General features: G+C 59.0%; 23 protein-coding genes. 8 read left to right on the forward strand and 15 right to left on the reverse strand.

The annotated features are described in order from the left end of the window. The first annotated feature begins 69 nt into the window (after positions 1–69). Both CKALI_RS07555 and CKALI_RS07560 read left to right on the forward strand, forming a co-directional pair. Positions 70–2,016: a sucrose-specific PTS transporter subunit IIBC gene (locus CKALI_RS07555; RefSeq protein WP_156192713.1), complete on the forward strand. Its 1,947-nt coding sequence runs from the start codon at positions 70–72 to the stop codon at positions 2,014–2,016. Between the two features lie 126 nt (positions 2,017–2,142). Continuing rightward, positions 2,143–3,615: a GH32 C-terminal domain-containing protein gene (locus tag CKALI_RS07560; protein WP_156192714.1), complete on the forward strand. Its 1,473-nt coding sequence runs from the start codon at positions 2,143–2,145 to the stop codon at positions 3,613–3,615. Here CKALI_RS07560 and CKALI_RS07565 read toward each other — a convergent pair. From CKALI_RS07565 to CKALI_RS07590, 6 genes are all read right to left on the reverse strand, one after another. Beyond that, positions 3,612–4,478 (reverse strand): methyltransferase domain-containing protein, encoded by an 867-nt coding sequence (locus CKALI_RS07565; RefSeq protein WP_156192715.1) that lies wholly within the window; start codon positions 4,476–4,478, stop codon positions 3,612–3,614. The genes CKALI_RS07560 and CKALI_RS07565 overlap by 4 nt on opposite strands. 84 nt (positions 4,479–4,562) lie before the next feature. After that, complete coding sequence (locus tag CKALI_RS07570; protein ID WP_156192716.1) at positions 4,563–4,730, reverse strand: DUF3117 domain-containing protein; 168 nt, start codon at positions 4,728–4,730, stop codon at positions 4,563–4,565. A gap of 131 nt (positions 4,731–4,861) precedes the next feature. Beyond that, positions 4,862–5,173 carry a DivIVA domain-containing protein gene (locus CKALI_RS07575; RefSeq protein WP_156192717.1) on the reverse strand — a complete coding sequence of 104 codons (312 nt, stop codon included), beginning with the start codon at positions 5,171–5,173 and terminating at the stop codon, positions 4,862–4,864. Positions 5,174–5,200: 27 nt separating this feature from the next. Further along, positions 5,201–5,965: a glucosyl-3-phosphoglycerate synthase gene (locus CKALI_RS07580; protein WP_156192718.1), complete on the reverse strand. Its 765-nt coding sequence runs from the start codon at positions 5,963–5,965 to the stop codon at positions 5,201–5,203. Further along, complete coding sequence (folP, locus tag CKALI_RS07585) at positions 5,962–6,774, reverse strand: dihydropteroate synthase (protein WP_156193705.1); 813 nt, start codon at positions 6,772–6,774, stop codon at positions 5,962–5,964. Before folP ends, CKALI_RS07580 begins: the two co-directional genes overlap by 4 nt. Positions 6,775–6,835: 61 nt before the next feature. Next, positions 6,836–7,663: an LOG family protein gene (locus CKALI_RS07590; RefSeq protein ID WP_156192719.1), complete on the reverse strand. Its 828-nt coding sequence runs from the start codon at positions 7,661–7,663 to the stop codon at positions 6,836–6,838. 168 nt (positions 7,664–7,831) lie between these two features. Here CKALI_RS07590 and CKALI_RS07595 point away from each other — a divergent pair, with 168 nt between their 5' ends. The 5 genes from CKALI_RS07595 (at position 7,832) to CKALI_RS07615 (ending at position 12,589) form a co-directional block, all read left to right on the forward strand. Continuing rightward, on the forward strand, positions 7,832–8,776 hold the full coding sequence (locus CKALI_RS07595) for a DapH/DapD/GlmU-related protein (RefSeq protein WP_156192720.1): 945 nt from the start codon (positions 7,832–7,834) through the stop codon (positions 8,774–8,776). Between the two features lie 105 nt (positions 8,777–8,881). Next, complete coding sequence (locus CKALI_RS07600) at positions 8,882–10,243, forward strand: amino acid permease (protein ID WP_156192721.1); 1,362 nt, start codon at positions 8,882–8,884, stop codon at positions 10,241–10,243. A 112-nt stretch (positions 10,244–10,355) separates the two neighbouring features. Beyond that, positions 10,356–11,738, forward strand: a complete 1,383-nt coding sequence (locus tag CKALI_RS07605; RefSeq protein WP_156192722.1) for an amino acid permease — start codon at positions 10,356–10,358, stop codon at positions 11,736–11,738. A gap of 142 nt (positions 11,739–11,880) precedes the next feature. Further along, positions 11,881–12,099 carry a helix-turn-helix transcriptional regulator gene (locus tag CKALI_RS07610; protein ID WP_156192723.1) on the forward strand — a complete coding sequence of 73 codons (219 nt, stop codon included), beginning with the start codon at positions 11,881–11,883 and terminating at the stop codon, positions 12,097–12,099. A 4-nt stretch (positions 12,100–12,103) separates the two neighbouring features. After that, positions 12,104–12,589 carry a hypothetical protein gene (locus CKALI_RS07615; protein ID WP_156192724.1) on the forward strand — a complete coding sequence of 162 codons (486 nt, stop codon included), beginning with the start codon at positions 12,104–12,106 and terminating at the stop codon, positions 12,587–12,589. On the opposite strand, the gene CKALI_RS07620 is transcribed toward CKALI_RS07615, so the two are convergent. The 9 genes from CKALI_RS07620 to typA all read right to left on the reverse strand — a co-directional run bounded on the left by CKALI_RS07620 (position 12,586) and on the right by typA (position 21,577). Continuing rightward, on the reverse strand, positions 12,586–13,116 hold the full coding sequence (locus tag CKALI_RS07620; RefSeq protein WP_156192725.1) for a GtrA family protein: 531 nt from the start codon (positions 13,114–13,116) through the stop codon (positions 12,586–12,588). The genes CKALI_RS07615 and CKALI_RS07620 overlap by 4 nt on opposite strands. Positions 13,117–13,180: 64 nt before the next feature. Next, positions 13,181–14,041: a pseudouridine synthase gene (locus CKALI_RS07625; protein ID WP_231580435.1), complete on the reverse strand. Its 861-nt coding sequence runs from the start codon at positions 14,039–14,041 to the stop codon at positions 13,181–13,183. Beyond that, positions 14,034–15,149 (reverse strand): succinyldiaminopimelate transaminase, encoded by a 1,116-nt coding sequence (gene dapC, locus CKALI_RS07630; protein WP_156192726.1) that lies wholly within the window; start codon positions 15,147–15,149, stop codon positions 14,034–14,036. The genes CKALI_RS07625 and dapC overlap by 8 nt, the downstream gene beginning before the upstream one ends. A gap of 8 nt (positions 15,150–15,157) precedes the next feature. Further along, positions 15,158–15,475 (reverse strand): ferredoxin, encoded by a 318-nt coding sequence (gene fdxA / locus CKALI_RS07635; protein ID WP_156192727.1) that lies wholly within the window; start codon positions 15,473–15,475, stop codon positions 15,158–15,160. Positions 15,476–15,521: 46 nt separating this feature from the next. After that, positions 15,522–15,932, reverse strand: a complete 411-nt coding sequence (locus tag CKALI_RS07640) for a hypothetical protein (protein WP_156192728.1) — start codon at positions 15,930–15,932, stop codon at positions 15,522–15,524. Continuing rightward, a complete protein-coding gene (gene mshB / locus CKALI_RS07645) occupies positions 15,926–16,819 on the reverse strand; it encodes an N-acetyl-1-D-myo-inositol-2-amino-2-deoxy-alpha-D-glucopyranoside deacetylase (protein WP_407643766.1) in 894 nt (297 codons plus the stop codon). Before mshB ends, CKALI_RS07640 begins: the two co-directional genes overlap by 7 nt. A 3-nt stretch (positions 16,820–16,822) precedes the next feature. Beyond that, on the reverse strand, positions 16,823–18,412 hold the full coding sequence (locus tag CKALI_RS07650; protein ID WP_156192730.1) for an ABC transporter family substrate-binding protein: 1,590 nt from the start codon (positions 18,410–18,412) through the stop codon (positions 16,823–16,825). 39 nt (positions 18,413–18,451) lie between these two features. After that, positions 18,452–19,603: an MFS transporter gene (locus tag CKALI_RS07655; protein ID WP_231580436.1), complete on the reverse strand. Its 1,152-nt coding sequence runs from the start codon at positions 19,601–19,603 to the stop codon at positions 18,452–18,454. Positions 19,604–19,666: 63 nt separating this feature from the next. Continuing rightward, complete coding sequence (gene typA, locus CKALI_RS07660) at positions 19,667–21,577, reverse strand: translational GTPase TypA (RefSeq protein WP_156192731.1); 1,911 nt, start codon at positions 21,575–21,577, stop codon at positions 19,667–19,669. 291 nt (positions 21,578–21,868) lie between these two features. On the opposite strand from typA, the gene CKALI_RS07665 reads away from it, so the two are divergent. Beyond that, positions 21,869–22,534 (forward strand): Rv1157c family protein, encoded by a 666-nt coding sequence (locus CKALI_RS07665; protein ID WP_231580437.1) that lies wholly within the window; start codon positions 21,869–21,871, stop codon positions 22,532–22,534. Positions 22,535–22,546: the final 12 nt, after the last annotated feature.

Here is a 22,546-nt window from a genome sequence, read left to right on the forward strand (position 1 = left end):
CCTCCCATAGGATGAAGATAACAGGCAGAATCCCACTGTTATCAGCACCACATCATCCAGGAGGGCGCTATGGATCACAAAGCCGTAGCACAGCGAACTCTTGCCGCGCTCGGCGGCGAGTCCAATATTAAGGCAGCAGCGCACTGCGCGACGCGCCTTCGCCTTGTTCTTGACGATAAGTCCCGCATCAACCAGAAAGCCCTCGACGACGATCCCGATCTCAAGGGCACCTTCGAGGCTGGCGGCATGTACCAGATTGTCGTCGGGCCTGGCGACGTAGACAGCGTCTACGACGAGCTAACCAAACTCACCGGCACTCGTTCCGTCTCTACGGAAGAACTCAAAAGCGTTGCTGCACAGGAAGGCAACCCCTTCTCTCGGGCGATCAAAATGCTCGCCGACATCTTTGTTCCGCTAATCCCAATCCTGGTTGGCGGCGGTCTCTTGATGGCCATCAACAACATCCTCACCGCGAAGGATCTGTTCGGCCCTCAGTCGCTGGTAGAAATGTTCCCAGCCATCACAGGCATGGCCGAGATGATTAACCTGCTGGCAGCGGCACCATTCGCCTTCCTACCGATCCTGGTCGGGTTCACCGCAACCAAGCGGTTCGGCGGTAACGAGTACCTCGGCGCTGGCATCGCAATGGCCATGGTTTTCCCAAGCCTCATCAACGGCTACGAGGTCGCAACCTCTATCCAAGAAGGCACGATGACCTACTGGGATCTCTTCGGTTTCCAGGTTGCCCAAGCTGGCTACCAAGGCACCGTTCTCCCGATCCTCCTGGTCGCTTGGATCCTAGCCACAGTTGAGAAATTCTTGCACTCCAAGCTCAAGGGCACTGTCGATTTCCTAGTCACACCAGTGCTGACCCTGCTGATCACAGGCTTTCTCACCTTCATCGCTGTGGGACCCGCCATGCGCTGGCTTGGCGACACCCTCGCGATCGGACTCCAAAATATCTACAGCTTCGCCGGCCCAGTCGGTGGCTTGATCTTTGGCTTGATTTACTCCCCGATCGTGATCACCGGCCTCCACCAGTCCTTCCCACCAGTTGAGCTGCAGCTCTTCGCCGCCGGCGGTTCCTTTATCTTCGCCACCGCCTCTGTGGCCAACGTCGCTCAAGGCGCCGCAGCACTCGCCGTCGGCCTGACCACCCGAGATGAAAAGCTCAAGGGTCTAGCGACCGCATCCGGCTTGTCAGCCTGCTTCGGCATCACCGAACCCGCCATCTTCGGTGTAAACCTTCGCCTTCGCTGGCCGTTCTACATCGCCATGGGCACTGCTGGCATCACCGGCGCCATGATCGCACTGTTCAAGGTCAAGGCCATCGCACTGGGCGCAGCCGGCTTCATCGGTTTCGTTTCCATCCGCGCCCAAGACATTCCGATGTTCTTGGTGTGTGTAGCCACCTCGTTCGTGATCTCCTTCGTCGCCTCCTACGCATGGGCACTACACCTGCGCAAAACCCAGGGTTCGCTTGACCCAGATGCCGCACCTGCCACTGATCTCGCTCCGGCAGCCCTTCCCGAGGTAGCTGGCGAGTGGCAAATTGCTAGCCCACTCACGGGTGCGCTGATCCCGCTGGAAGATGTCTCCGACGAGATGTTTGCCTCCGGCAAGCTGGGCAAGGGCTTTGCTGTGGTGCCAACCGTTGGCGAGCTTCGCTCCCCCGTCGACGGCGTTGTCAAAGTCGCGTTTCCTACCGGTCACGCCTTCGCCGTCCGCAGCGACGATGGCGTTGAGATTCTCATGCATATCGGCTTTGATACCGTTTCGCTGAAGGGCACCGGATTTACGCCGGCTGTCAAGAAGGGAGACGCGGTCCATCGCGGAGACCTCCTGGGCACTTTCGATATTGACGCCATCAAGCAAGCCGGATTCGACACCACAACCCCAGTCGTGGTCTCAAACTGGAAGAAACTAGGCCCAGTCACCCCAGCAACGCCTGGCGCTATCACCATCGGCGATCTCGCAGCGAATGTCGCACCAGCAGCAACGGCAGACGTTAACTAGCAACCTTTTCCAGTAAGCTCCCCAGTCGGCCCGAAATCGGTACGCTGGTTGTATCCCTTCCAGGGCGCAGCCAGCGTACCGAAGTCATTTTCTTAATGGACCCGAGGTCAGCAGAAGGAATCGACCATGAGCTACTACACCCACAGGCCTGAACTCCACATCACCGCAGAGCGAGGCATCCTCAACGCTCCCGCAGGAGTACTGCGCAGTGGCAACCAGTGGCACGTGTTCCACCAATACCAGCCTGAGCTCGATGCTCCTGCCCGCTGGGCGCACCAATTCGCCGATCAGCTCCCCTTCGATTGGGACATTTGCGACGACGCCATCGCCCCCGAAGGCGACGAAATCAAAGTGCGCGCGGGAGCCGTCATCGGCACGCGGAGCGGATCTACCGAGCTCTATTTCACCTCCATCAACCAGGAGGGCACGTCCATCCACGTCGCCGAAGTTGAGGACATCGATGCCTCGCTGGAAGAAGTTTCTGATGACGCGTCAGCCGTCGATAAGCATGTGCGCCGTGTGGGTCAGGTGGTCGGCAACCGGGACGGCTTCGTCGACTTCCGCTCCCCTTGTGTCGTACCGCGCTGGGACTATGACGAAGTGAGCGGCGAGCCCCTCAAAGGCTGGCTCATGCTCGCGGTTTCCGGCGACCAGGACAAGCCACAACTAATGGTGCTGGATTCCTATGATCGACGTGAGTGGAGCCTTCGTGGCCCACTCACCTTCGATGGCACCACAGGCCTAGAAGCAGTCGAACGCTTGGTGAGTCCGCGCATCATCCGCCTGTCGGACGAGGTCGACGGCCAGATGTACGACGTTTTGCTGGTAACCATCGAACACGAAGGCATCGACATTTCCGGCTACCTGATCGGTCAGCTGACGGGCTCGACCTTCACCGTGAAAACCTCGTTCACGCGCCTGGACTTCGGCCACGATTTCACCCGCCCGCGCAACACAAATGTCAGCCTGGCGGATCAAACCGACCTCCCTGATTACAGCTCCGCCAACATCTTTGGCCTGATGAATGGCATCGGACGCTACGACGACCCAAGCCAGCACCTCAGTCTTGCAGAGGAAGGCTGGGCCAATTGTCTCTCCCTGCCACGCGTTACCACCTTGCAGGATGGCCTGATCTACCAAACCCCGACCCCAGGGCTGCCGGCCGCAATTCGCACCTCCGAGCGTGCCTGCATGCTCACCGCGCTTATCGACGCCTCCGCCGCCGACGCCGAGGTGCAAGTGGAGCTTATCGACGACCAAGGCCGCACCGCCGCCGTAGTCTGCCATCAGGGCGACCTACTGACGTTCGATCGGTCGATGAACCCAAACCACGAGGGCGATCACATCGCCGAGGGCCCACTGATCGCGGCGGACACTGATGCTCTCACGATTATCGTGGACGGTTCCGCGGTGGAAGTCTTTGCCGATGGTGGCGCGATGACGATGGCGAGCCGACTTTATGCGCAGTCACGCATCGTGGAGTTCCGCACAACTGCCGTGGGCTCTGCTGTCATTGAACAGCAAAGCTCCACGTTCCCGCTGGACTTTCCAAAGTTCCACGGTATGGAGCCAGCACTGCCTGGCGAGGATGAGCTTTAGGCTAGGCGCAGGCGAGTGATCTGAGCCTTCGCGGTCACGATCATCTTTTCCGGGAGCGCCGCAATGCGGCGTTCTAGATCCTCTGCCTCAATGTGTCGCGCAGACGGGCTCATGCCAATCTGTGCTGCGATCGATGCCCGATCGAGCTCCATCGGGAATTCGATGACCTCGTCCTCACCAATGCGCTCCAAGAACCCCGCAGATTTTTCCATCAGATGCTCGATCTTTCCAGGCTCGACGCCGATGATTCCCAAGGGCTCGCGGAGTTCGTCGAGGTGCCCCGGGTGCGCGGTCAGCACAATAACCTGACCCTTTTCTTTCAAGATCCGGGCGAATTCTTCAGGGTTCCGAGGTGCGAAGATAACAGTGATGACATCTACTGCACGATCCCGAATGGGCAGCCGCTGCCAAGCGTCTGCGACGACGGCCCCGGCGCGCGGATGACACTTGGCAAGGTGCTTAGCAGCCGGTACTGAGATATCAATGCCAACGCCACGGGATTCGGCAACATCGTCTAGAGCGTGCGCGAGATAGTAGCCGGTACCAGCACCAATTTCGACGATTGCTGGGCGATCCTCGTCGGCGACATTTGCCTCATCCAACGCCTGATTGATGGTGGCAGACACTGCCTCCACAAACGGCGCGAAGTAGCCACCGGACAGAAAAGTCTCCCGGGATGCGATCATGTCCGCGTCGTCGCCGGTGTGCTTAAGTCCCTCGCCTCCGGCTAAGGTCACGTAGCCTTGGCGGGCGATGTCAAAGGAATGTCCGGAATCAGAGACAATGCGACGATCGTCGTCGGTAAGCTGCAGCGCTGAACCGTCAGTAGGATCGGCAAGAATATCTATCACGTCACGCAGCATGCGCGTACCTCATCTCTCAATAGGGAAAACGGCACCACAACAACGATAGCGTTGTCGTGGTGCCGATAGAAACAAAATTGCTGTTTAGCTAGAGACTTCTACGAGCAGAGCTCCCAGCTCCGCCGCCTCTTCTTGGTTGAGCTCTACGACGAGACGGCCACCGCCATCAGTCGGGATGCGCATCACAATCTTGCGACCTTCGATAACCGCTTCCATCGGCCCATTGCCGGTCCTCGGCTTCATAGCTGCCACAATCAGTCAGCTCCTCACTTTAAAAGCTAATGTTCTTAACTGCCCATTCTAGGTGACTTTCTTCACCGAAGGTACGGACCCAAGTCAAAACTCCAGGTCAAGAGCACTTTTACCATCGGGTAGACGACGGATCACAACTCAGTGGCTGACGTTTCTTTCAGCGTGTTTTTTACACCCTGGACGGAGCGAAGCGCACGAATCTCATCGGTCAGCTCGGCAATCACGGCATCTACTTGATCCTGTCGATAGCCACGAATCACCGTGTCGAAGCGAACAGCTTCGAAGTCAGAACGAGCCAAGGCAGCAGCGTTCAGCTTTTGGAGCGAAACGTTATCCACGATCGGAGGCATCACTTCGCCCCGCCCGAACGCCTTACCAAAGACCACCGTGAGCAGTGCCACGACAACGGCTAAGCCAACGATATACATGAGCCAAGTAAGCATGGGTTCACCTTTGATCAGCGGATGAGTTTATGTAGAAAGAGTAGCAAGCGGGGGACGCTCGTGCGGTCTCGCCACCGTGCGCAGTAATTCGGGAACGCGAGACAAGACAGTGCGAGAGACAATGTCCGCCATGGGCGCCAGCTCAGCAAGCGGCCGGTTTCGATGAAATCTTGAGCCAAGGTCCACCTGCGCGATCGCTTCAGGCCCGTATTTTTCAGCCACGTCCAGCAACAGTCCTACCTCAACCCCGTACCCTTCCGTGAACGGCAGCTCCCGTGCGGCCGGTCGGCGGATCGCGTATTCGCCTCCTAAGGGTTGTTGCACCCCACTCAGTTCTGGGAAGAAGTGGCGCAGCAACGGCTTTGCGGTCAGTTCAGTCACTCGCCCACCGCCGGTGGCATGACCCTCGAATGCCCGTTGGTAATGCCCTTTCACCAGCTGCACTTCAGTTGCCGAAAATGGAGCCACCAGGTCACGAACGAGGTGCGATCGTGGCTGCAGCAGATCAGCATCGAGGAAAACCACAATCTCGCCCCGCGCAGCAGCTACCCCGCGCCACAGCGCCTCGCCTTTGCCTGGTCGAGTTTCGACATCAGGCAGCACTTCACGCCAATTCAGCACTACCGCCCCAGCCCGTTCCGCTTCTCGAGCCGTTGCGTCGGTGGAATCGGAATCAATCACGATCACTTCCCCCGGCCCGTCCGCAACAGCGCACCGGACCACCTCGGCGACGGTGGCGCCTTCATTCAACGCGGGGATGACGACGCTGGCGCGTCGAAGCAGCTCGCTCATACTAACCCCCGAATCGTACTCACCGGATGGGCGGTTCCTGCGATGGCGCCGGTCATCCGGATCACGTCCACTGTTTCCTGCACTTGGTGCGCGCGGAAGGCAGCCACTCCCCGCGCGGCCGACCACGCCGTCGCCGCCAAAGTACCTGGAACCCGCTGATCAACAGGGCGGCCGACGGTCTCTCCCACGAAATCCTTGTTCGACAGCGCCATCAGAACGGGCCATCCCGTAGCCACCACCTCATCGATGCGACGAAGTAGCTCCAAACCATGGAAGGTGTTCTTTCCAAAGTCGTGGGTCGGATCAACAAACACCAGGTTTTCGGGAACCCCGCACGCCACCGCTCGCTCTGCCAAGGCAGTGGTCTCGGCAATAACGTCTGCTACCACGTCGTCGTAGTGAACTCGGTACGGGCGGGTCCGCGGGATGGCCCCACCGGTGTGTGAACAGACATATCCCACGCGGTGCTGCCCCGCTACCTGCACCAACTCAGGATCGTGCCCAGCCCACGTGTCATTGACGAGGGTTGCCCCGGCACGAATCGCCGCGTCGGCGACATCACTGCGCCAGGTATCGACCGAAATCGCCAAGTCCGGGTACGCCATTCGCACTTGAGCGATGAGTGGCACGACGCGCTCGGATTCCTCGACCGCGTCCACCCTTTGTCCAGGACCGGCTTTCACCCCGCCAATATCGATGATGCGCGCCCCTGCCACGACCGCCGCGTCTACCGCCGCCAGCGCCTTATCGACGGCATAGGTCGCCCCCTTGTCATAGAACGAGTCAGGCGTTCGGTTCACAATGGCCATCACCACCGCCAGTCCGGGGTTCGCTGGATCAGCGAAGCCGGAGGCCACGGGTGACCGTGGATTAGTCGTCGACAAGCCCGGCTGCTACCTCAGAGGCATCGGTCTTGTCCCCATAGGCCAAGTCGTTGTCCTTGCGCAGGCTGGCGTGACGGCTCACGATGTACTCGATGGCCTCGTCCACGTCGTCGGTGACCATGAATAGGTCGATGTCCTTCGCTGCGATCATGCCTTCGGAGATCAGGCGGTCGCGGAGCCAGTCGACAAGCCCGCCCCAGAACTCGCTGCCCACAAGCACGATCGGGTAGTTGGTGATCTTGCCGGTCTGGACCATGCACAGGGCCTCGAAGAGTTCGTCGAGTGTGCCAAAGCCGCCTGGGAGGCAGACGAATGCTTCGGAGTACTTGAGGAACATGGTCTTGCGCACGAAGAAGTAGCGGAAGTTCAGGCCCAGATCGACCCAGTTATTGAGCTCCTGCTCGTGTGGCAGTTCAATGCCGAGACCTACGGAGAGACCGCCAGCCTCAGAGGCACCACGGTTCGGTGCTTCCATCAGGCCTGGTCCGCCACCGGTAATCACCGCGTAGCCGGCCTCAACCAGCTTCTCGCCGATCTGCTGACCCCAGGTGTAGTACGGATGGCCTTCCTTAATGCGAGCAGATCCGAATACGGTAACGGCGAGTGGCAAATCAGCGAGGGCGCCGAAGCCATCAACAAACTCGCTCTGAATGCGCAGAACGCGCCACGGATCGGTGTGCAGCCAATCAATATTGTGCTGCTGATCAAGTAGTCGCTGGTCAGTAGTGCTTTCCTGCGGGCCGGATTTCCGAAGCAGTACGGGGCCACGTAGCAAACGCTTCTTACTTTCGTTTGGAGTCCTACTTGGTGCCACAATCCACCTCTTTCGCCGACGATGGTCGGCCACTGGTCACATAGATACTTATTCGACGCTAGTAGTTTTCTGAACATTCTGCTGGACTAGCACGCAAGAGCCCCACCCCTGTATTTAATAAACGAGCTGAATACGCCGAGGATTGGCAGGTCGGCCTAGACTGGAGCTATGACGATTATGGGTGCCCTAGCTCAGGGAATTGCAAACATCGCCTCAGACGGAACTGTGCTGGATACCTGGTACCAGGAACCTCAGCTGAAGGAGTGGGACGAGGCGAATGGCCCTGAATCCCAGACTGTTCGTTTGGGCGCCCAGGATCTCACGCCACAGATGCTGTCTTTGGTCGGACTGGATGAGGACCGAATGGTGGAACAGGTCGCGGTACGAACCACGATCCGAGACATCACCGAACCGGCTATCGACGCCCACGACGTCTATCTTCGACTCCATTTGCTCTCGCACCGCCTAGTCGAACCAGGGCGCATGGACATGTCTCAGACACTGAAGCTGCTTTCCACCGTGGTATGGACCAATAAGGGGCCATGCCTGCCTACCAACTTCGAGTATGTGCGCGGCGCACTGCGCTCTCGTGGCCTTATTCACGTGTACGCCGTCGACCGGTTGCCTCGCATGGTGGACTATGTGGTCCCTTCCGGAATCCGTATCGCGGAGGCCGAACGCGTTCGCTTAGGCGCTTACCTGGCACCGGGCACATCTGTGCTTCGCGAAGGATTCGTTTCCTTTGACGCTGGATCACTGGGGCCTGCCAAGATTGAGGGGCGCTTGACATCTTCTGTCGTCATCAATGAAGGCACCCGAGTCGAGCTCAGCGCTGTTTTGATGGGAACCAAGACTGAAACTGGCCAACGTATCCCGCTGAGAGTGGGCAAAAATTGCCAGTTTGGTGTTTCCGGAGGCGTGATCGGACTCGACCTGGGAGACAACTGCGTCATCGGAACCAACTTGGTCGTCGAGCGCGACACGATCCTTTACTTCCCAGAGTCCGATTCCCTCGCGCCTGCGCACACCATCGCTGGTCAAGACAACTGGACGATCAAGCGCGAACCGCACCACTCGGAACCCGTCGCGCGTCAAGTAGTTCCTGCGGGTTAATGCCCCACCCCTAAAAGCGGGGAAAATGAGACGGTTTGTTCCGTTTTTGAGATTGATGCAGCACTCGACTTGGTGAATTGCAGGTCTACACTGTTTAGTTAAAACATGACAACCGTGGACAGCACACAATCAGATTTGGGTACGGGCCTCAAGACCCGTCACCTCACCATGATGGGCCTGGGTTCTGCCATCGGCGCCGGTCTCTTCCTGGGAACCGGTGTGGGCATTCAGCTCGCCGGACCAGCCGTTTTGCTCGCCTACATCGCTGCCGGAATTATCGTCATCTTCGTCATGCAGATGCTTGGCGAAATGGCCGCGGCTCGACCAGCCTCCGGCTCCTTTGCTACTTACGCCGAAATGGCCTTCGGCCACTGGGCCGGTTTCACCTTGGGCTGGCTGTACTGGTTCATGCTGGTGATGGTGATGGGCGCCGAAATGACAGGTGCTGCGGCCATCATGGGTGGCTGGTTCGGTGTAGCGCCGTGGATTCCTGCCCTGATCTGCGTAGTCATCTTCGCCGTTATCAACCTGATGCAGGTCCGCGGCTTTGGCGAATTTGAGTTCTGGTTTGCCTTCATCAAGGTCGCCGTGATCATCGCCTTCCTTGTGATCTCCGTTCTGATGGTCTTCGGCTTGCTCCCAGGTACCGAATTCGTGGGTACCAAGAATTTCATCGGCGAACACGGCTTCATGCCCAATGGCATCCCTGGCGTGGCCGGCGGCCTGCTGGCCGTTGCTTTTGCCTTTGGTGGAATCGAAATTGTGACCATCGCCGCCGCCGAGTCCGAAAAGCCTGCCGAGGCGATCGCTACCGCGGTACGCTCCGTGATCTGGCGCATTTCCCTGTTCTACCTGGGTTCTGTCCTGGCAATCACTTTCCTGCTGCCTTACTCGAGCATCGGTGGCGCAAAGTCTGCTGCTGAGTCCCCGTTTACTATCATCCTGGACCAAGCTGGCATTCCAGGCATTGCGATGATCATGGAAGTGGTTATCGTCCTGGCACTGCTGTCTGCTTTCAACGCCCAGATTTATGCCACCTCCCGTTTGGTCTACTCCCTGGCGCGGAAGCAGGATGCTCCGGCAATCTTTGCCAAGTTGAACACTGCTCGCGTACCCAACAACGCCGTGCTGCTGTCCATGTTGTTCGCGTTCGCCTCGGTGGCGCTGCAGTACTGGAACCCAGCAGGTCTGCTGGAGTTCCTCCTCAACGCCGTGGGCGGCTGCCTGATCGTCATTTGGCTGATGATTTGCTTCAGCCACCTGCGTCTGCACCGCGAGATGGAGGCAAACGGCGAACTGACCGTGCGTATGTGGGGCTTCCCAGTACTGCCATGGATCACCGTGGCTGCACTCCTGGGCCTGACCGTCCTCATGCTTTTCGACGAATCCGCCCGCGGCCAGATCACCTCCGTCACCGTGGTCACCCTTGCTCTCGTCGCTCTGAGCTTTGTCACTCGCAAGAGGTAGTGAACGTCTGATCAACTCAAGCAGACTATAGTTTTCCCAGGAATTCTATAGTCTGCTTTTTCGCGTTTTCACACCATTTGCAGACACCCCTAAGAAAGCGAGAACAGCCACTATGCCAGACACCCTTGGCAACGGCCTCAAAGTCCGCCATCTCACCATGATGGGTCTCGGATCCACGATCGGCGCTGGTCTTTTCCTTGGTACCGGCGTCGGTATCAACGCTGCAGGCCCCGCTGTGCTCCTCGCCTACGTGGTCGCCGGCACCCTGGCAGTGCTGATCATGCGCATGCTAGGCGAAATCGGTTCCGTCGTTCCAGCCTCTGGCAGCTTCTCTGAATATGCCGAGATGGGTATCGGCCGCTGGGCTGGATTCGTCCAAGGTTGGATCTATTGGCTAGCCACTATCGCCGTGCTCGGCGCCGAGCTCACCGGAGCGTCAGCGTTCGTGGGCTCGTGGTTTGGTGTCGAAACCTGGATCCCAGCAGCTATTTTCGTAGCATTCTTTGCTGCGGTGAATCTGCTCCGCGTACGTACCTTTGGCGAATTCGAGTTCTGGTTCGCCTTTGTCAAAGTCGCCGTGCTCGTCTTTTTCCTGGTCGTTGGCGCGTTGCTCATCTTTGGCCTGCTACCCGGCCATTCCTTCGTAGGCACCGAAGTCTTCTTGGCCGACGGTTTCATGCCTAACGGTCTGGGCGGCGTGGCCACGGCAATCCTCGCGGTTGCTTTTGCCTTCGGTGGCATTGAGGTCGTGGCGATCGCCGCTGCTGAGTCAGAGGATCCAGAACACTCGCTGATTAACGCCGTGAAGTCCACCATCACCCGCATCTCGGTGTTTTACTTGGGGTCGGTTCTGGTCATTACGTTCTTGCTGCCATGGTCGTCGTTAGGCGCGGCCCAAAGCGCGGCGGACAGCCCGTTCACGCACGTGCTGGAGCTGGCTGGCATCCCGGGTGTGGCCATGGCGATAGAGATCGTTATCGTGCTGGCACTGCTCTCGGCGTTTAATGCTCAGATTTTCGCCAGCTCCCGCATGTTGTACTCCCTGGCCCATCGTGGCGAGGCGCCGGCTATTTTCGCGCGCACCTCACAGTCAGATGTCCCGCTCCCTGCGATTATCGTGGCGATTGTGCTCAGTGTTGTGATGGTTATCCTCAACATGCTGGACACCGGTTGGTTGCTCGGCTTCATGCTCAATTCTGCGGGCGCTTCCCTGCTGATTGTGTGGGCGTTCATCGCCGTATCCCAGCTGCGCCTTCGCCCCGAGCTCGAGCGCACCCACGAGCTGAAGGTACGGATGTGGGCATATCCGTGGCTCACGTGGCTCACGCTCCTTGCGCTTGCCTCGCTCGCTGCTCTCATGCTTAGCGACGCCACCGCCCGCGTCCAGCTCGCTTCCGCCGGAATCATGTTCAGCGCTCTCTTTGTTGCGTCGTTAGTCAATGCCCGGACACAGGGCGTTTCACCGTGGGTGAAGAAGGCGATTCCTACCCCATAGGACAAGCTCACCGCCTTCACAACGGCCCTTCCCACAGATCCGGGGAGGGCCGTTTTGTGTTTTCACGTCAATCCCGTCACTTTCAAACCTCCTTGCCTTTTTGTACAGGATTCTTTACACTAGAAGTAGGAAAGGAAACAGAATGGAAACCGAAATCAACTCCAACATGGTGCGCAAGCTCCGCCGCTGGAACGAGTTGTCCCAAGCCGAGCTTGCCGAGAGGGTGGGCGTGTCCCGCCAAACAATTGCCAACATCGAAAAGGGGAACTACTCCCCGTCCGTGCACCTGGCGTTGGAAATTTGCCACGTACTCAATGAATCGGTCGAGCGCGTGTTCGGCCGCGAACAGGAAGGAAACTAGAACAATGAGCATCAACGATCGCATCATCGAGCGCACCGAGAACTTTTATGCGGACGAGTTTGAGAAAGCCCAGGCGAATCGGTCAGCAGTAGTAACCCAGTACTGGTTCAACTACGTCAATCTCGCGCTGGCACCAGTCCTGGCGTGGCTCCTACCCCGCGAATACAGCTACGTGTCCTACCTAGTGCTGATCGGCCCAATAATCGGACTGATTGCGGGAAACAGCTGGCTCAAGAAGTCGGTAGCTAGGCCCAAGATTCACGGCTTGCGCTACCTGTGGGGCTGGGAGTGGGCATTGATGGTGGCCATCATCGTCGCCTGGCTCGCTGGACTCTTCCGGGCAGAGGGTGGCGATAACTGGAGCTACAACGCTGGCGCTATGATCGGCGCACTCGTGGGCGCTACGGCCGCGATTATCGCCATCCCATTGGTGAGTGGCTGGCAGCGCAGGCGTGACCTCAAGCGTCTTAACGCTGAAGCTGAGGACTAAACAGGCATCTCATCGATAACAACGCGCGTGGGCTTCCGAGTTCGGAACGCCCACAGCTTGTTGATGATGAAGTTCACGGGCATCGCCACGAGAATCGAAATAGCCTGACCCCAGTAGAAGCGGTTCTTCAGACCGGAAGAGTCATCCAAAATGGCCGGCAAGGCGACTGGCGAGGTCGGGTTGATGAGCAGCGTAGACACCACCATTTGCACCACGAGCGCGAGCAGGCCGGTGGTGAGAAACGGGAAGAAGCCACGGAGCCAACTGCGCTTTTCCAGGTTTCCGAAGGTCCACATTCGATTCAGTTGATAGTTCCAGATATTCGCTACGAAGAAGGCGATCGCCTGAAACAAGTGGTATCCCCGAATATTGAACGGGGTCCCTGGCAGACCGAAGAGTGCATGGTCATAGTCTGGCCCGCCGAGTGCCAACGAGATTTTGAGGGACAGAAAAGCCACCAACAGGTTCACGGGGACACCAGATCCACCAACAATTCCGAATTTGATGAATTGTCGGGTGTTCGTCATGAAGCGTTCGTACAAAGGTCACTCTTTACAGATCAGCGGGATAACAGATGATATTCGAACTATCCTACTCTGCACTGCCCCAAAAGCCAGCTTCCGCCAGACGTGGCGAACTCCACATTGCCAACTCTCCTGAACGCCATAACCGCAGCTCAAGCTCGGTGGCACAGAGTTTCAGCTCCGTCGAATAGTTATCAAGTTGCAGCCCAACATCCACCGGATAGGTATCATCTCCAACGATGGGAGCACCCAAATGAGCGCACAACACGCGCAATTGGTGAGTGTGCCCCGTGTGGGGTTCGAGTTCGAGCAGGCGCTCGTCGATAAGGCGCGCCCTGGTCACGGTGGGCTTGCCACGCTTATCGACGCGCACCTGCCGCTCCCCTTTCACTTTGAGCATGGGGAGCACGATGGTGCGCCACTTCTCGGACAGATCGAGAGGGGCGCTCACCTGCGCGCGATAGCGTTTGCGGACGTGGCGTTGCGCGAATTGTTGCTGGTAGAAGCCGCGGGATTCAGGCAAAGTCGACAGCGCCAGGAGTCCTGAAGTCAGCCTGTCGAGGCGGTGGGCTGCCACGATGTCATCATTTCCTCGTTGCACCCGGATGCGGGTTTGAACAGTGTTACGAACAAGTCGGCCGTTTGGAGTGCTGGGCAGAAACGGTGGCTTGTCCACTACCAGCAGGCCGTGGCCTTCGTACACCGGACTCGGTTCAAAGGGGATGTGCGGTTCTGCGGGCGGGTCGTCATGAAACCAAGCCGGAGTGGGTCGGGCTAACTGCGTTCCTGCCGGGATTATCTGACCGAACTCGAAGCTGGAATCCCCCGCTGATCCCGCATAATAGCTGCGATCACCGGGGACGGTGCCACGCAAAACAACCCGCGTTGGGGAAATCCCTTCGCGGGCTGGGATGGGCGCTTTAGCCAAGGCGAGCGCAGGCGGCGGCGATAGCCTCGTCGGATCCGGTCAGCGCGATCCGCACAAAGTTGGCGCCCTTGGGGCCATAGAACTCACCCGGTGCCACCAGAATGCCTCGTTCGGCGAACCAATCAACGGTCGCACGACCCGCTTCCCCTCGCGTGGCCCACAAGTACAAGCCCGCTTCGGAATCCTCGATGGTGAACCCGGCATCGACCAGCGCGCGCATCAGTCGTGCGCGTCGAGTGGCGTAGCGCAGCTTTTGCATCGCTTCTTGATCGTCATCATTGAGCGCTGCGCGGGCAGCGTGCTGCACCGCATACGGCACCATAAGGCCCAGGTGCTTGCGCGCGAGGCGCAGCTCCGCGATCAGCGCCGGATCCCCAGCAAAGAAGCCGAACCGATAGGAGGCCAGATTGGAGGATTTAGACAATGAGTGCAAAGCCAGCAGGCCCGTGAGGTCCCCGCCGTTGACTCGCGGATCCAGGATGGACACCGGTGGGTTGGCATCCGACCAGCCGAGGCCGATGTAGCACTCGTCGGAAATGACGATCACACCACGTTGCTGTGCCCAGGACACTACCTTTTTCAAGTGCTCAAGCCCCAGGACCTTGCCCGTTGGGTTAGCTGGGGTGTTGATGAACATCAAAGTGGGGGTCAGCGGCCCAAGCTGGGTGAGCGAGTCGGCGCGGAGCACACGCGCACCCGACGTTAGAGCTGCCACCTCATAGGTCGGGTACGCCACCTCGGGGATGACCACGGTGTGGCCTTCGCCCACACCCAGCATCAGCGGCGCCAGGGATACGGCCTCTTTCGTGCCGACCACGGGTTGAACGTAATCCGGCTCGAAACCAGTGACCCCATACCTGCGCTCCAGCCACGAAACGATGTCTTCCCGAAGCCCCGCAACCCCCTCGGTCGGCGGGTAACCCGGAAAAGCGGAATTGCTGGCGAGCGCCAGTTGAATTCCCGGTGCTACCTCATCAATCGGAGTTCCGATGGACAAATCGACCACACCGTCAGGATGCTGAGCAGCGCGCTCTTTGGCGCCAGCCAGCGTATCCCACGGGAATTCAGGCAGACGGCTGCCGAGGACGTTACGTAGGCGAGCAGGCATGAGGTCACTTAAGCCTGGGGAGGCAGCTTAGCGACGAGCTCGGCATCGAAATCCTGTGGGCCGAGCTTGGCGGCACCACCCGGGGAGCCGAGGTTGTCGAAGAAGGCGGCGTTGGCATCGTTGTAGTCAATCCACTCGTCTGGGACATCATCTTCGTAGAAGATGGCCTCGACAGGGCAGACTGGCTCGCAGGCACCGCAGTCCACGCACTCGTCTGGGTGAATGTACAGGGAACGCTTGCCTTCGTAAATGCAGTCAACAGGGCATTCTTCGACGCAGGCCCTGTCCATAACGTCGACGCAAGGTTGCGCAATGGTGTAAGTCATCGGGTTCCTTTTAGTCTTTCGACAAAGTTCTAGAAATCAATGTGTTCTATTGTGCCACTTTCGGCTTTGTCAAGGGCCACAGACCCCCGGCAAGCCCAGCGGCGAGCAGCACAAGGCTGCGCGGATTGGACCCAACCAGGATATCCCCAGTAAAGCCCACCCAAAAAGTCAACGCGCAAAAGCCCAGGAGCCACACCGCAAGCGGGATGAGTACTACTCCCACCCGGTCGGTCCAGAGTCGCGCCGTCTTAGTGAGCACCATGTTGAACAGTAATGCGATCAGGATCGGGTACGGAAAAGCCACGCGTCCGCCGCCGGGCAACGTGATCCACGTGCCTAGATACACGACCTCCAGCAACACGCTCATCAATGCGCCGAGGCCGAGCCACAGAAAACCGAAAGCGATTTCGCCAACGCTGTGATCGGTGTAAACGAAGCCTCTTTGCTCTTCTACCACGACAAACCCGCCGTCAAAGAGTTCACATCGGCAATCGCAGTTCCCGCACCGAGCTGATAGTGCTCCGTGCGCAGCAGTGGCTGAGCGATCAGATTGCTCAGCGCAAAGACAGCGAAAGCTACCTCAGTCGAGCTCAGTGTTGCTAGCGCAGCCTCCGGATTCACCGCGTTCACATCACCATCAGCGATCCACAACTGCGTAGGGTGCGCTTTCATCGCCCGGAGTTTGGCGGCAGCCGCAGCGTCGCTCAGGTGCAGCGTGGCATCATGCTTGTCGACGGCAGCGAGTTCGCCTTCCTGTGGGCGTCGCCAAGCATGCGGAATGGTGGCGATGTCCGCGAGCCCTTCGGCCAGTGCTGGCGCCGAGGTGACCGCCCACAGGATGCGCTGTGGTGGCTGCTGCGCCTGAGATGCAGCGCGGTGCGTGATCTCGTGGGCGCGGATGTGGTCAGGGTGCCCGTAGCCACCATCGGGGCCATAAGTGATCACGAGGTGCGGCTGCAACCGGTTGAACACCTCAGTGAGCTGGGCTTCAGCTGCGGGCCCTGAGTGGATGAAGGAGCGCGGGTTGTCATTGGCCGCGTCCCCGATCATGCCGGAATCGCGCCACTGGCCTGCGCCGCCGAGAAACTCCCCGCGCACACCAAGGGCAGCGAGGGACGCAGCAAGTTCACCGATCCGGAAACCTCCCAGCTGGTCAGCCCCGTCGGCCACCAACTGAGCAAACGGCTCCCCAATCACTTCACCCTGTTCACCGAGGGTGCAGGTGATAACTGTGACGTCCGCACCGCGCTGGCTGAAATCCGCAAGCGCACCACCGGTCCAGATTGTCTCATCGTCGGGGTGTGCGTGGACAGCTACAACTCGCAGCCCCACTAGATCTCGCAGCATTTATTCATCTTTCCATTCGTATGCCGTGGCCAGGACTGATGCGTCGGCCACAACCGGCCACTTTTCCAAGGAGGACTCCCCTGTCACAATACCTGCGCCCAAGATATCGATTCGTCGATCGGTCATGATCGGAACACTCAGTGTCTGCTTCGCCTCGATGGTGCGCACAAGGTCCACCGCCGCAGTTTCCTCGTGGTGCCCTGCCAACGCAGCGGCCAAAAAGTCTGTTGCGTCAGTATCGCACCAGCCCGCTAGGTTAGCCGGCTTCTTCGTTTGATCAGGCGGGCAAGAATACCTACTCGCCGCGGTCAACGTATCTTCGGCGCTTCGCTGCCACGTAACCACCATGTCAACCTCGCCAGCGGCCATTCGCTTGCCTGTAATGTCTGCAAGGTCGCTTTGCACGATCTGCGCCGAAAACCCTGCTTTGTGCAGCATGTCAACGATGGCCATCGCTGCGGCCCGTGCCGTTTCATCGGCAGGGTCAGCCGCGACCTTCAGCGGGCTCGACAGCGAGTGTGCCGCTTCTCGACGCACTCCCTCGTCTACCACCGTGCGCCCCGGCACCTCCGCAATGGCAAGATCTGCCGAACGGCCACTAGCTAGTCGCGCTAGCAGCGGAATGTCCAGAGCCGAAGCGATTGCTGCCCTCGTGCCCGCATCCGACACGGTTTGAGTGTTAAACGTGGCCGTAAGCTGCACATTTCGGTCTACAAATCGATGCTGTAATCCCTCCGCGAGCACCAATGCATCACGGCTGGTCTCCGACGGAGTGACGTGTGCAAAGCTGAGTTGGCCACTGCGCAGCATCTCGATCGACCGCGAGACTGTCGCTACTTCCTGGAAAGTGAGGAGTTCCACATCTGCTGGGTCAGCTCCCCAAAATCGATCATTGCGCGCCAGCTCAACCACTCCACGCTTTCGATCGATGCCCCGCACCATGTACCGCCCAGCCGAAGCCGGCACTTGGGTGCCCAGAGCTTGTGAGAAGTCCTCTGCCCCCACGGACAACAAGTGGCTGGGCAACAAGTTGTTGAAAAGCTCGTGCCAATCAGCCACCTTGCGATGGAATACCACCGTGACTAACTTGCCGCCCTCAGATGTCCGAACATCTGAGATCGACTGATAACCCGCCGAGTTGATAACACCCGGCTGTGAGCTCAATTGTTCCCACAGGTAGCGAAAATCTGCGCCGGTAATGGGAGAGCCATCCGACCACTGTGCCGCGGAGTTAATCCGGTATTGCACCACCTGGGCGGCGCCATCGGTCGGAGCTATTTCCGCAGCAGAAACCAGGAGATCTTTGTTCATGTGGCCATCTACAAAGGAGCTCGGCAGCACTAACCGCGCTAGAGATTGGACGAATGCAGTGTCATCGGAGACGCGGTGCGGGTTGAATCCGGTGCGGATCGGATCGATGCCGACAGTGATTTCGTTCCGGTTCTTTTTGTCCACGGGTACCTCGGGCACCACTGTGGTCTGCCCCGCCCCCGCCGACGGTTCTACCGGAGCTGGCCCTGGTTGCGCCATGCAGCCACCGAGAGTTGCTGCCACCAGAACTGCCCCAGAAACCACTCGAAACCGTTGCATCTTCACCCGTCTATGTTTACCACTGCCGACCGCTTCAGGTTAGTCCCGGCTCGCGTCGAGTCGTCCGCCCAGCAATACGATAGTCAGCCCGGCGACCACTAGAATGCCGAGGGCGAGACGGAGGGAGGTGGCCGTAGCCAGCAGCCCGATGATGGGACTCGTGGCCAGGAAACCAATACGCATGAGCCAGGACACCACGGTAAGACCCGCTCCTTCGGAAATCCCAGGGAGCTTGCTGGCCGCGGTAAAGGCACTCGGCACAATCGTCGCGCAGCCAAAGCCCGCCGCCGCAAGCCCTGCAAATAATCCCAACTCGCCAGTACTGAGCATGGCCGCTACTGTTCCGCCAGCGATGAGAACGCCACCGAAACGTGCGACGGTGTCTCGCCCCCACCGGTTGATCATTGGGTCCCCGAGGAAACGACCGACGCACTGTGCCGCCAACATGAGGGTCAAAGCCACACCCGACTCCGCCACCGGCACTCCGGCGATTTGGGCTGCCATGAGCGCCGCCCAGTTGTTGGCGACTTCCTCCACGGCTGTGCCGCTGATAGCAACTACGACGATGGGCAACACCAGCCACAAGATTGCCCAGTTGCCACGAGACTCGGATTCTTCCTGAGTCTTCTGATCTGGTACTTCCCCGACGAGTATGCATCCGATGCCTGCGACAATCGTGGCCACGACACTGGCGATGAGCAGGTACCACGCCATATCTAGGTGTCCGACGGCGAGTGTCGCCACCGCGCCTCCGGCCGCGGCGCCGAGGCTCCAGGAAGCATGCACGCTCGACATGATGGAAAAACCAACATTGTCCTGCACGCGCACTGCCACCACATTTTGGGCGACATCCACGATGGGATCCACAAACCCGATCACAAACAAGAGGAGGGCCAACGTGAGCCCACCAGTGAGGGTGGCTCCGCCGAGGCTCAGCACCACCGCCATCAATATCGTGCCGATGGCCACGGTCTTGAGAGGCCCAAAGTGGCGGACGATGGGAGCTGGGGCTGCTGAGGACAGGATCGATCCAAGAGCGAAACAAGCAACAATGAAACCGAAGACCGATTCAGTAAGTCCCCATTCGCGCATCAGAGTCGGGTACCACGGCAACAGGCTAGCGAACATCGCACCATTACTGGCAAAGAGCAGTCCGGTGCCGATGATCGGGGCAAGGTGGGATCGCTTCACTGCACCTAGAGTAGGCGAAATCCCCGCCACACAATAGAAAGTGACGGGGATTTCGTGTGAAAACTACTTGTTCAGCTGCTTCGAGCGGGAACGTGCGCGGTTGCGCTCGGTAGCGTTCAAGATGACCTTGCGTACGCGGATGATCTCCGGAGTAACCTCGACGCACTCATCGCCACCACAGAATTCCATGGCTTCTTCGAGAGACAGGTTGCGAGCCTTGGCAAGGGTCACCGTGGCATCTGCGTTCGCAGAGCGCATGTTGGTGAGCTTCTTTTCACGCGTGATGTTGATGTCCATGTCTTCATCGCGGTTGTTGGCGCCCACGACCATGCCTTCGTAAGCCTCGGTGCCAGGTTCGACGAAGAACTGGCCACGATCTGCGAGCTGGGTCAGTGCGTATGCGGTGATCTGGCCCGTGCGGTCAGCCACGAGGGATCCGGTTGCACGGCCCTTGATTTCGCCCGCCCATGGTTCGTAGCCCTCGGAGTAGTGGTTAGCGATACCTGTGCCGCGAGTCTCCGTCATGAAGGTCGTGCGGAAGCCGATCAAGCCACGTGCCGGAACCTTGTACTCCATACGTACCCAGTCGCTGCTGGTGTTGTCCAGGGTCAGCATCTGGCCCTTGCGAGCTGCCATGAGCTGGGTGATTGCGCCCTGGTACTCGGATGGGGTGTCGATGACCATGTGCTCGTATGGCTCGTAGGTCTTGCCGTCGATAACCTTTGGCACGACCTGTGGCTTACCGACGGTGAGCTCGAAGCCCTCGCGTCGCATCTGCTCAACCAGAATGGACAGTGCCATTTCGCCACGACCCTGCACTTCCCAGGCATCCGGACGCTCAGTAGGAAGAACGCGCAGGGAAACGTTACCGATGAGTTCCTGATCCAGCCGGGCCTTCACCACACGCGCGGTCAGCTTGTCTCCGCCGCCACGGCCAGCCATTGGCGAGGTATTGACACCGATGGTCATGGAAATAGCAGGCTCATCGACGGTGATGCGAGGCAGCGCCTCTGGGTGCTCTGGATCAGCCAGAGTGTCGCCAATCATGATTTCATCAATACCGGAGATTGCGGCGATGTCACCTGCGATGACCTCGTCTGCAGGAACACGAGTCACACCAACGGTGCGCATGAGTTCAGCGATCTTTGCGGTCTTGACGTGCTGGTTGCCGTCGGAATCGTAGTGAATCCACGCCACCTGCTGGCCCTTGCGCATCTTGCCCTTGAAGATTCGGATCAGGCCAATACGACCCAAGAAGGACGAGGAGTCCAAGTTGGTGACGTGCGCCTGCAGTGGCGCATCCAGTTCTGCGGAAGGCTCTGGCAGGACGTTGTAGATAACGTCGACGAGTGCGTCCATGTTCTCTGCATCCGGCGCAACGCCATTACCTGGGTTTTCGGTCGAAGCCTTGCCCTCACGGCCGGAAGTGTAGAGCACTGGCAGATCCAGGAGCTGCTCGGCAGCTGCTGCAGCTTCTTCGTCTTCCAGGGTGGATGCCAGTTCCAGGAGCAGGTCCTGAGATTCTTCCACTACCTCGTCAATACGAGCGTCAGGGCGGTCAGTCTTGTTCACACAGATGATGACGGGCATCTTGGCAGCAAGTGCCTTGCCCAGTACGAAGCGGGTCTGTGGGAGGGGACCTTCGGAGGCGTCGACAAGCAAAACAACGCCGTCGACCATGGACAGTGCGCGCTCGACTTCACCACCGAAATCGGCGTGGCCTGGCGTGTCGATGACGTTGATGATGAGGTCCTGGCCATCCTTACCCGCGCCCTTACGGCGAATTGCGGTGTTCTTGGCCAGGATGGTGATGCCCTTTTCACGCTCGAGATCGCCGGAGTCCATGACGCGGTCCGTAACTTCGCCGTGGTCACCGAAAACGCCGGATTGTTCCAGCAGAGCGTTGACGAGTGTGGTCTTGCCGTGGTCAACGTGAGCGACGATGGCTACGTTACGGAATTCAGTATGGGTCACTGGGGGAAATCTCCTGCAAATCTTTGGCGCGTGCGCTTGAAGTTAAAGTGCACACATGACGGCTCTCCAGAGTACTCCTCCGCGGGCACTTAACGCACCTTTTGTTTCACGCCGGGCCGATTGTAACGCCTCGAGGGTGTCTCACGAAGAAAAGAGTGGATGGACAAGTAATCAAAATGTGACATTTGTGATTAGAGTGACAAAACTTTACATATGTTGCTAGAGTGCTTTGTGTGACTGCCGGGACGAGTGGTCACATCAATCACCCGCAACCTGGAAAGAGTTATTTTCGTGCGCATACACCTTCGCAGACTGGCCCCAGCGCTACTCACCGTAGCCCTGAGCGTCGCCGCTGTCTCCCCTGCGCACGCTCAAAGCTCCATCGACTACCTCGGTCGGCCAGCGCCTCACATTCTGCAGCAAATGGAAGACTTTGCCGCCAAGCCATTCGTTCCTGAAGACCTCCGCAACGTAGTGCTCGCTGCTGTCGCCTTTTATCGAGGCGAAGGAGAAGGCGGCGTACCACTCCCGGAGAACGCGCCGATCATCAATCAATTCATCTGGCCAACCGTCTCCGCCAGCTGCATCAACGGCAACTTGTCCGCCACCGGTACCGCCATCGCCATCCCCGGGCCTGCGAGCCTGCCACTCCCCGGCACTCCTGCCGGCCAGACGTCTTTCGTCTTCACCGCGCTGGGAACCTCCACGGCTGCAGATCAGCAGCGTGGCATGTTCGTCCACTGGCTCAACATCAGTAATGGTCGCGTGGGCGTGACTCAGCTGACCAAGGGCAGCATCAACCCACAGGGGCCAGCCACCCTCTCCGGAACCGCCGACACCGGCCATGGCCAGGTGCTGGCCTGGCTCGACGGCGGTGTCACGCTTGCCGACGCCACCGGCGCCCCAACCAATACCTGCAACTTCGCCCCGACCGCCACCTCATTTTTCGTGAACTAGCCAAAGGACTGC

The organism is Corynebacterium kalinowskii, assembly GCF_009734385.1.
Lineage (GTDB): Bacteria > Actinomycetota > Actinomycetes > Mycobacteriales > Mycobacteriaceae > Corynebacterium > Corynebacterium kalinowskii.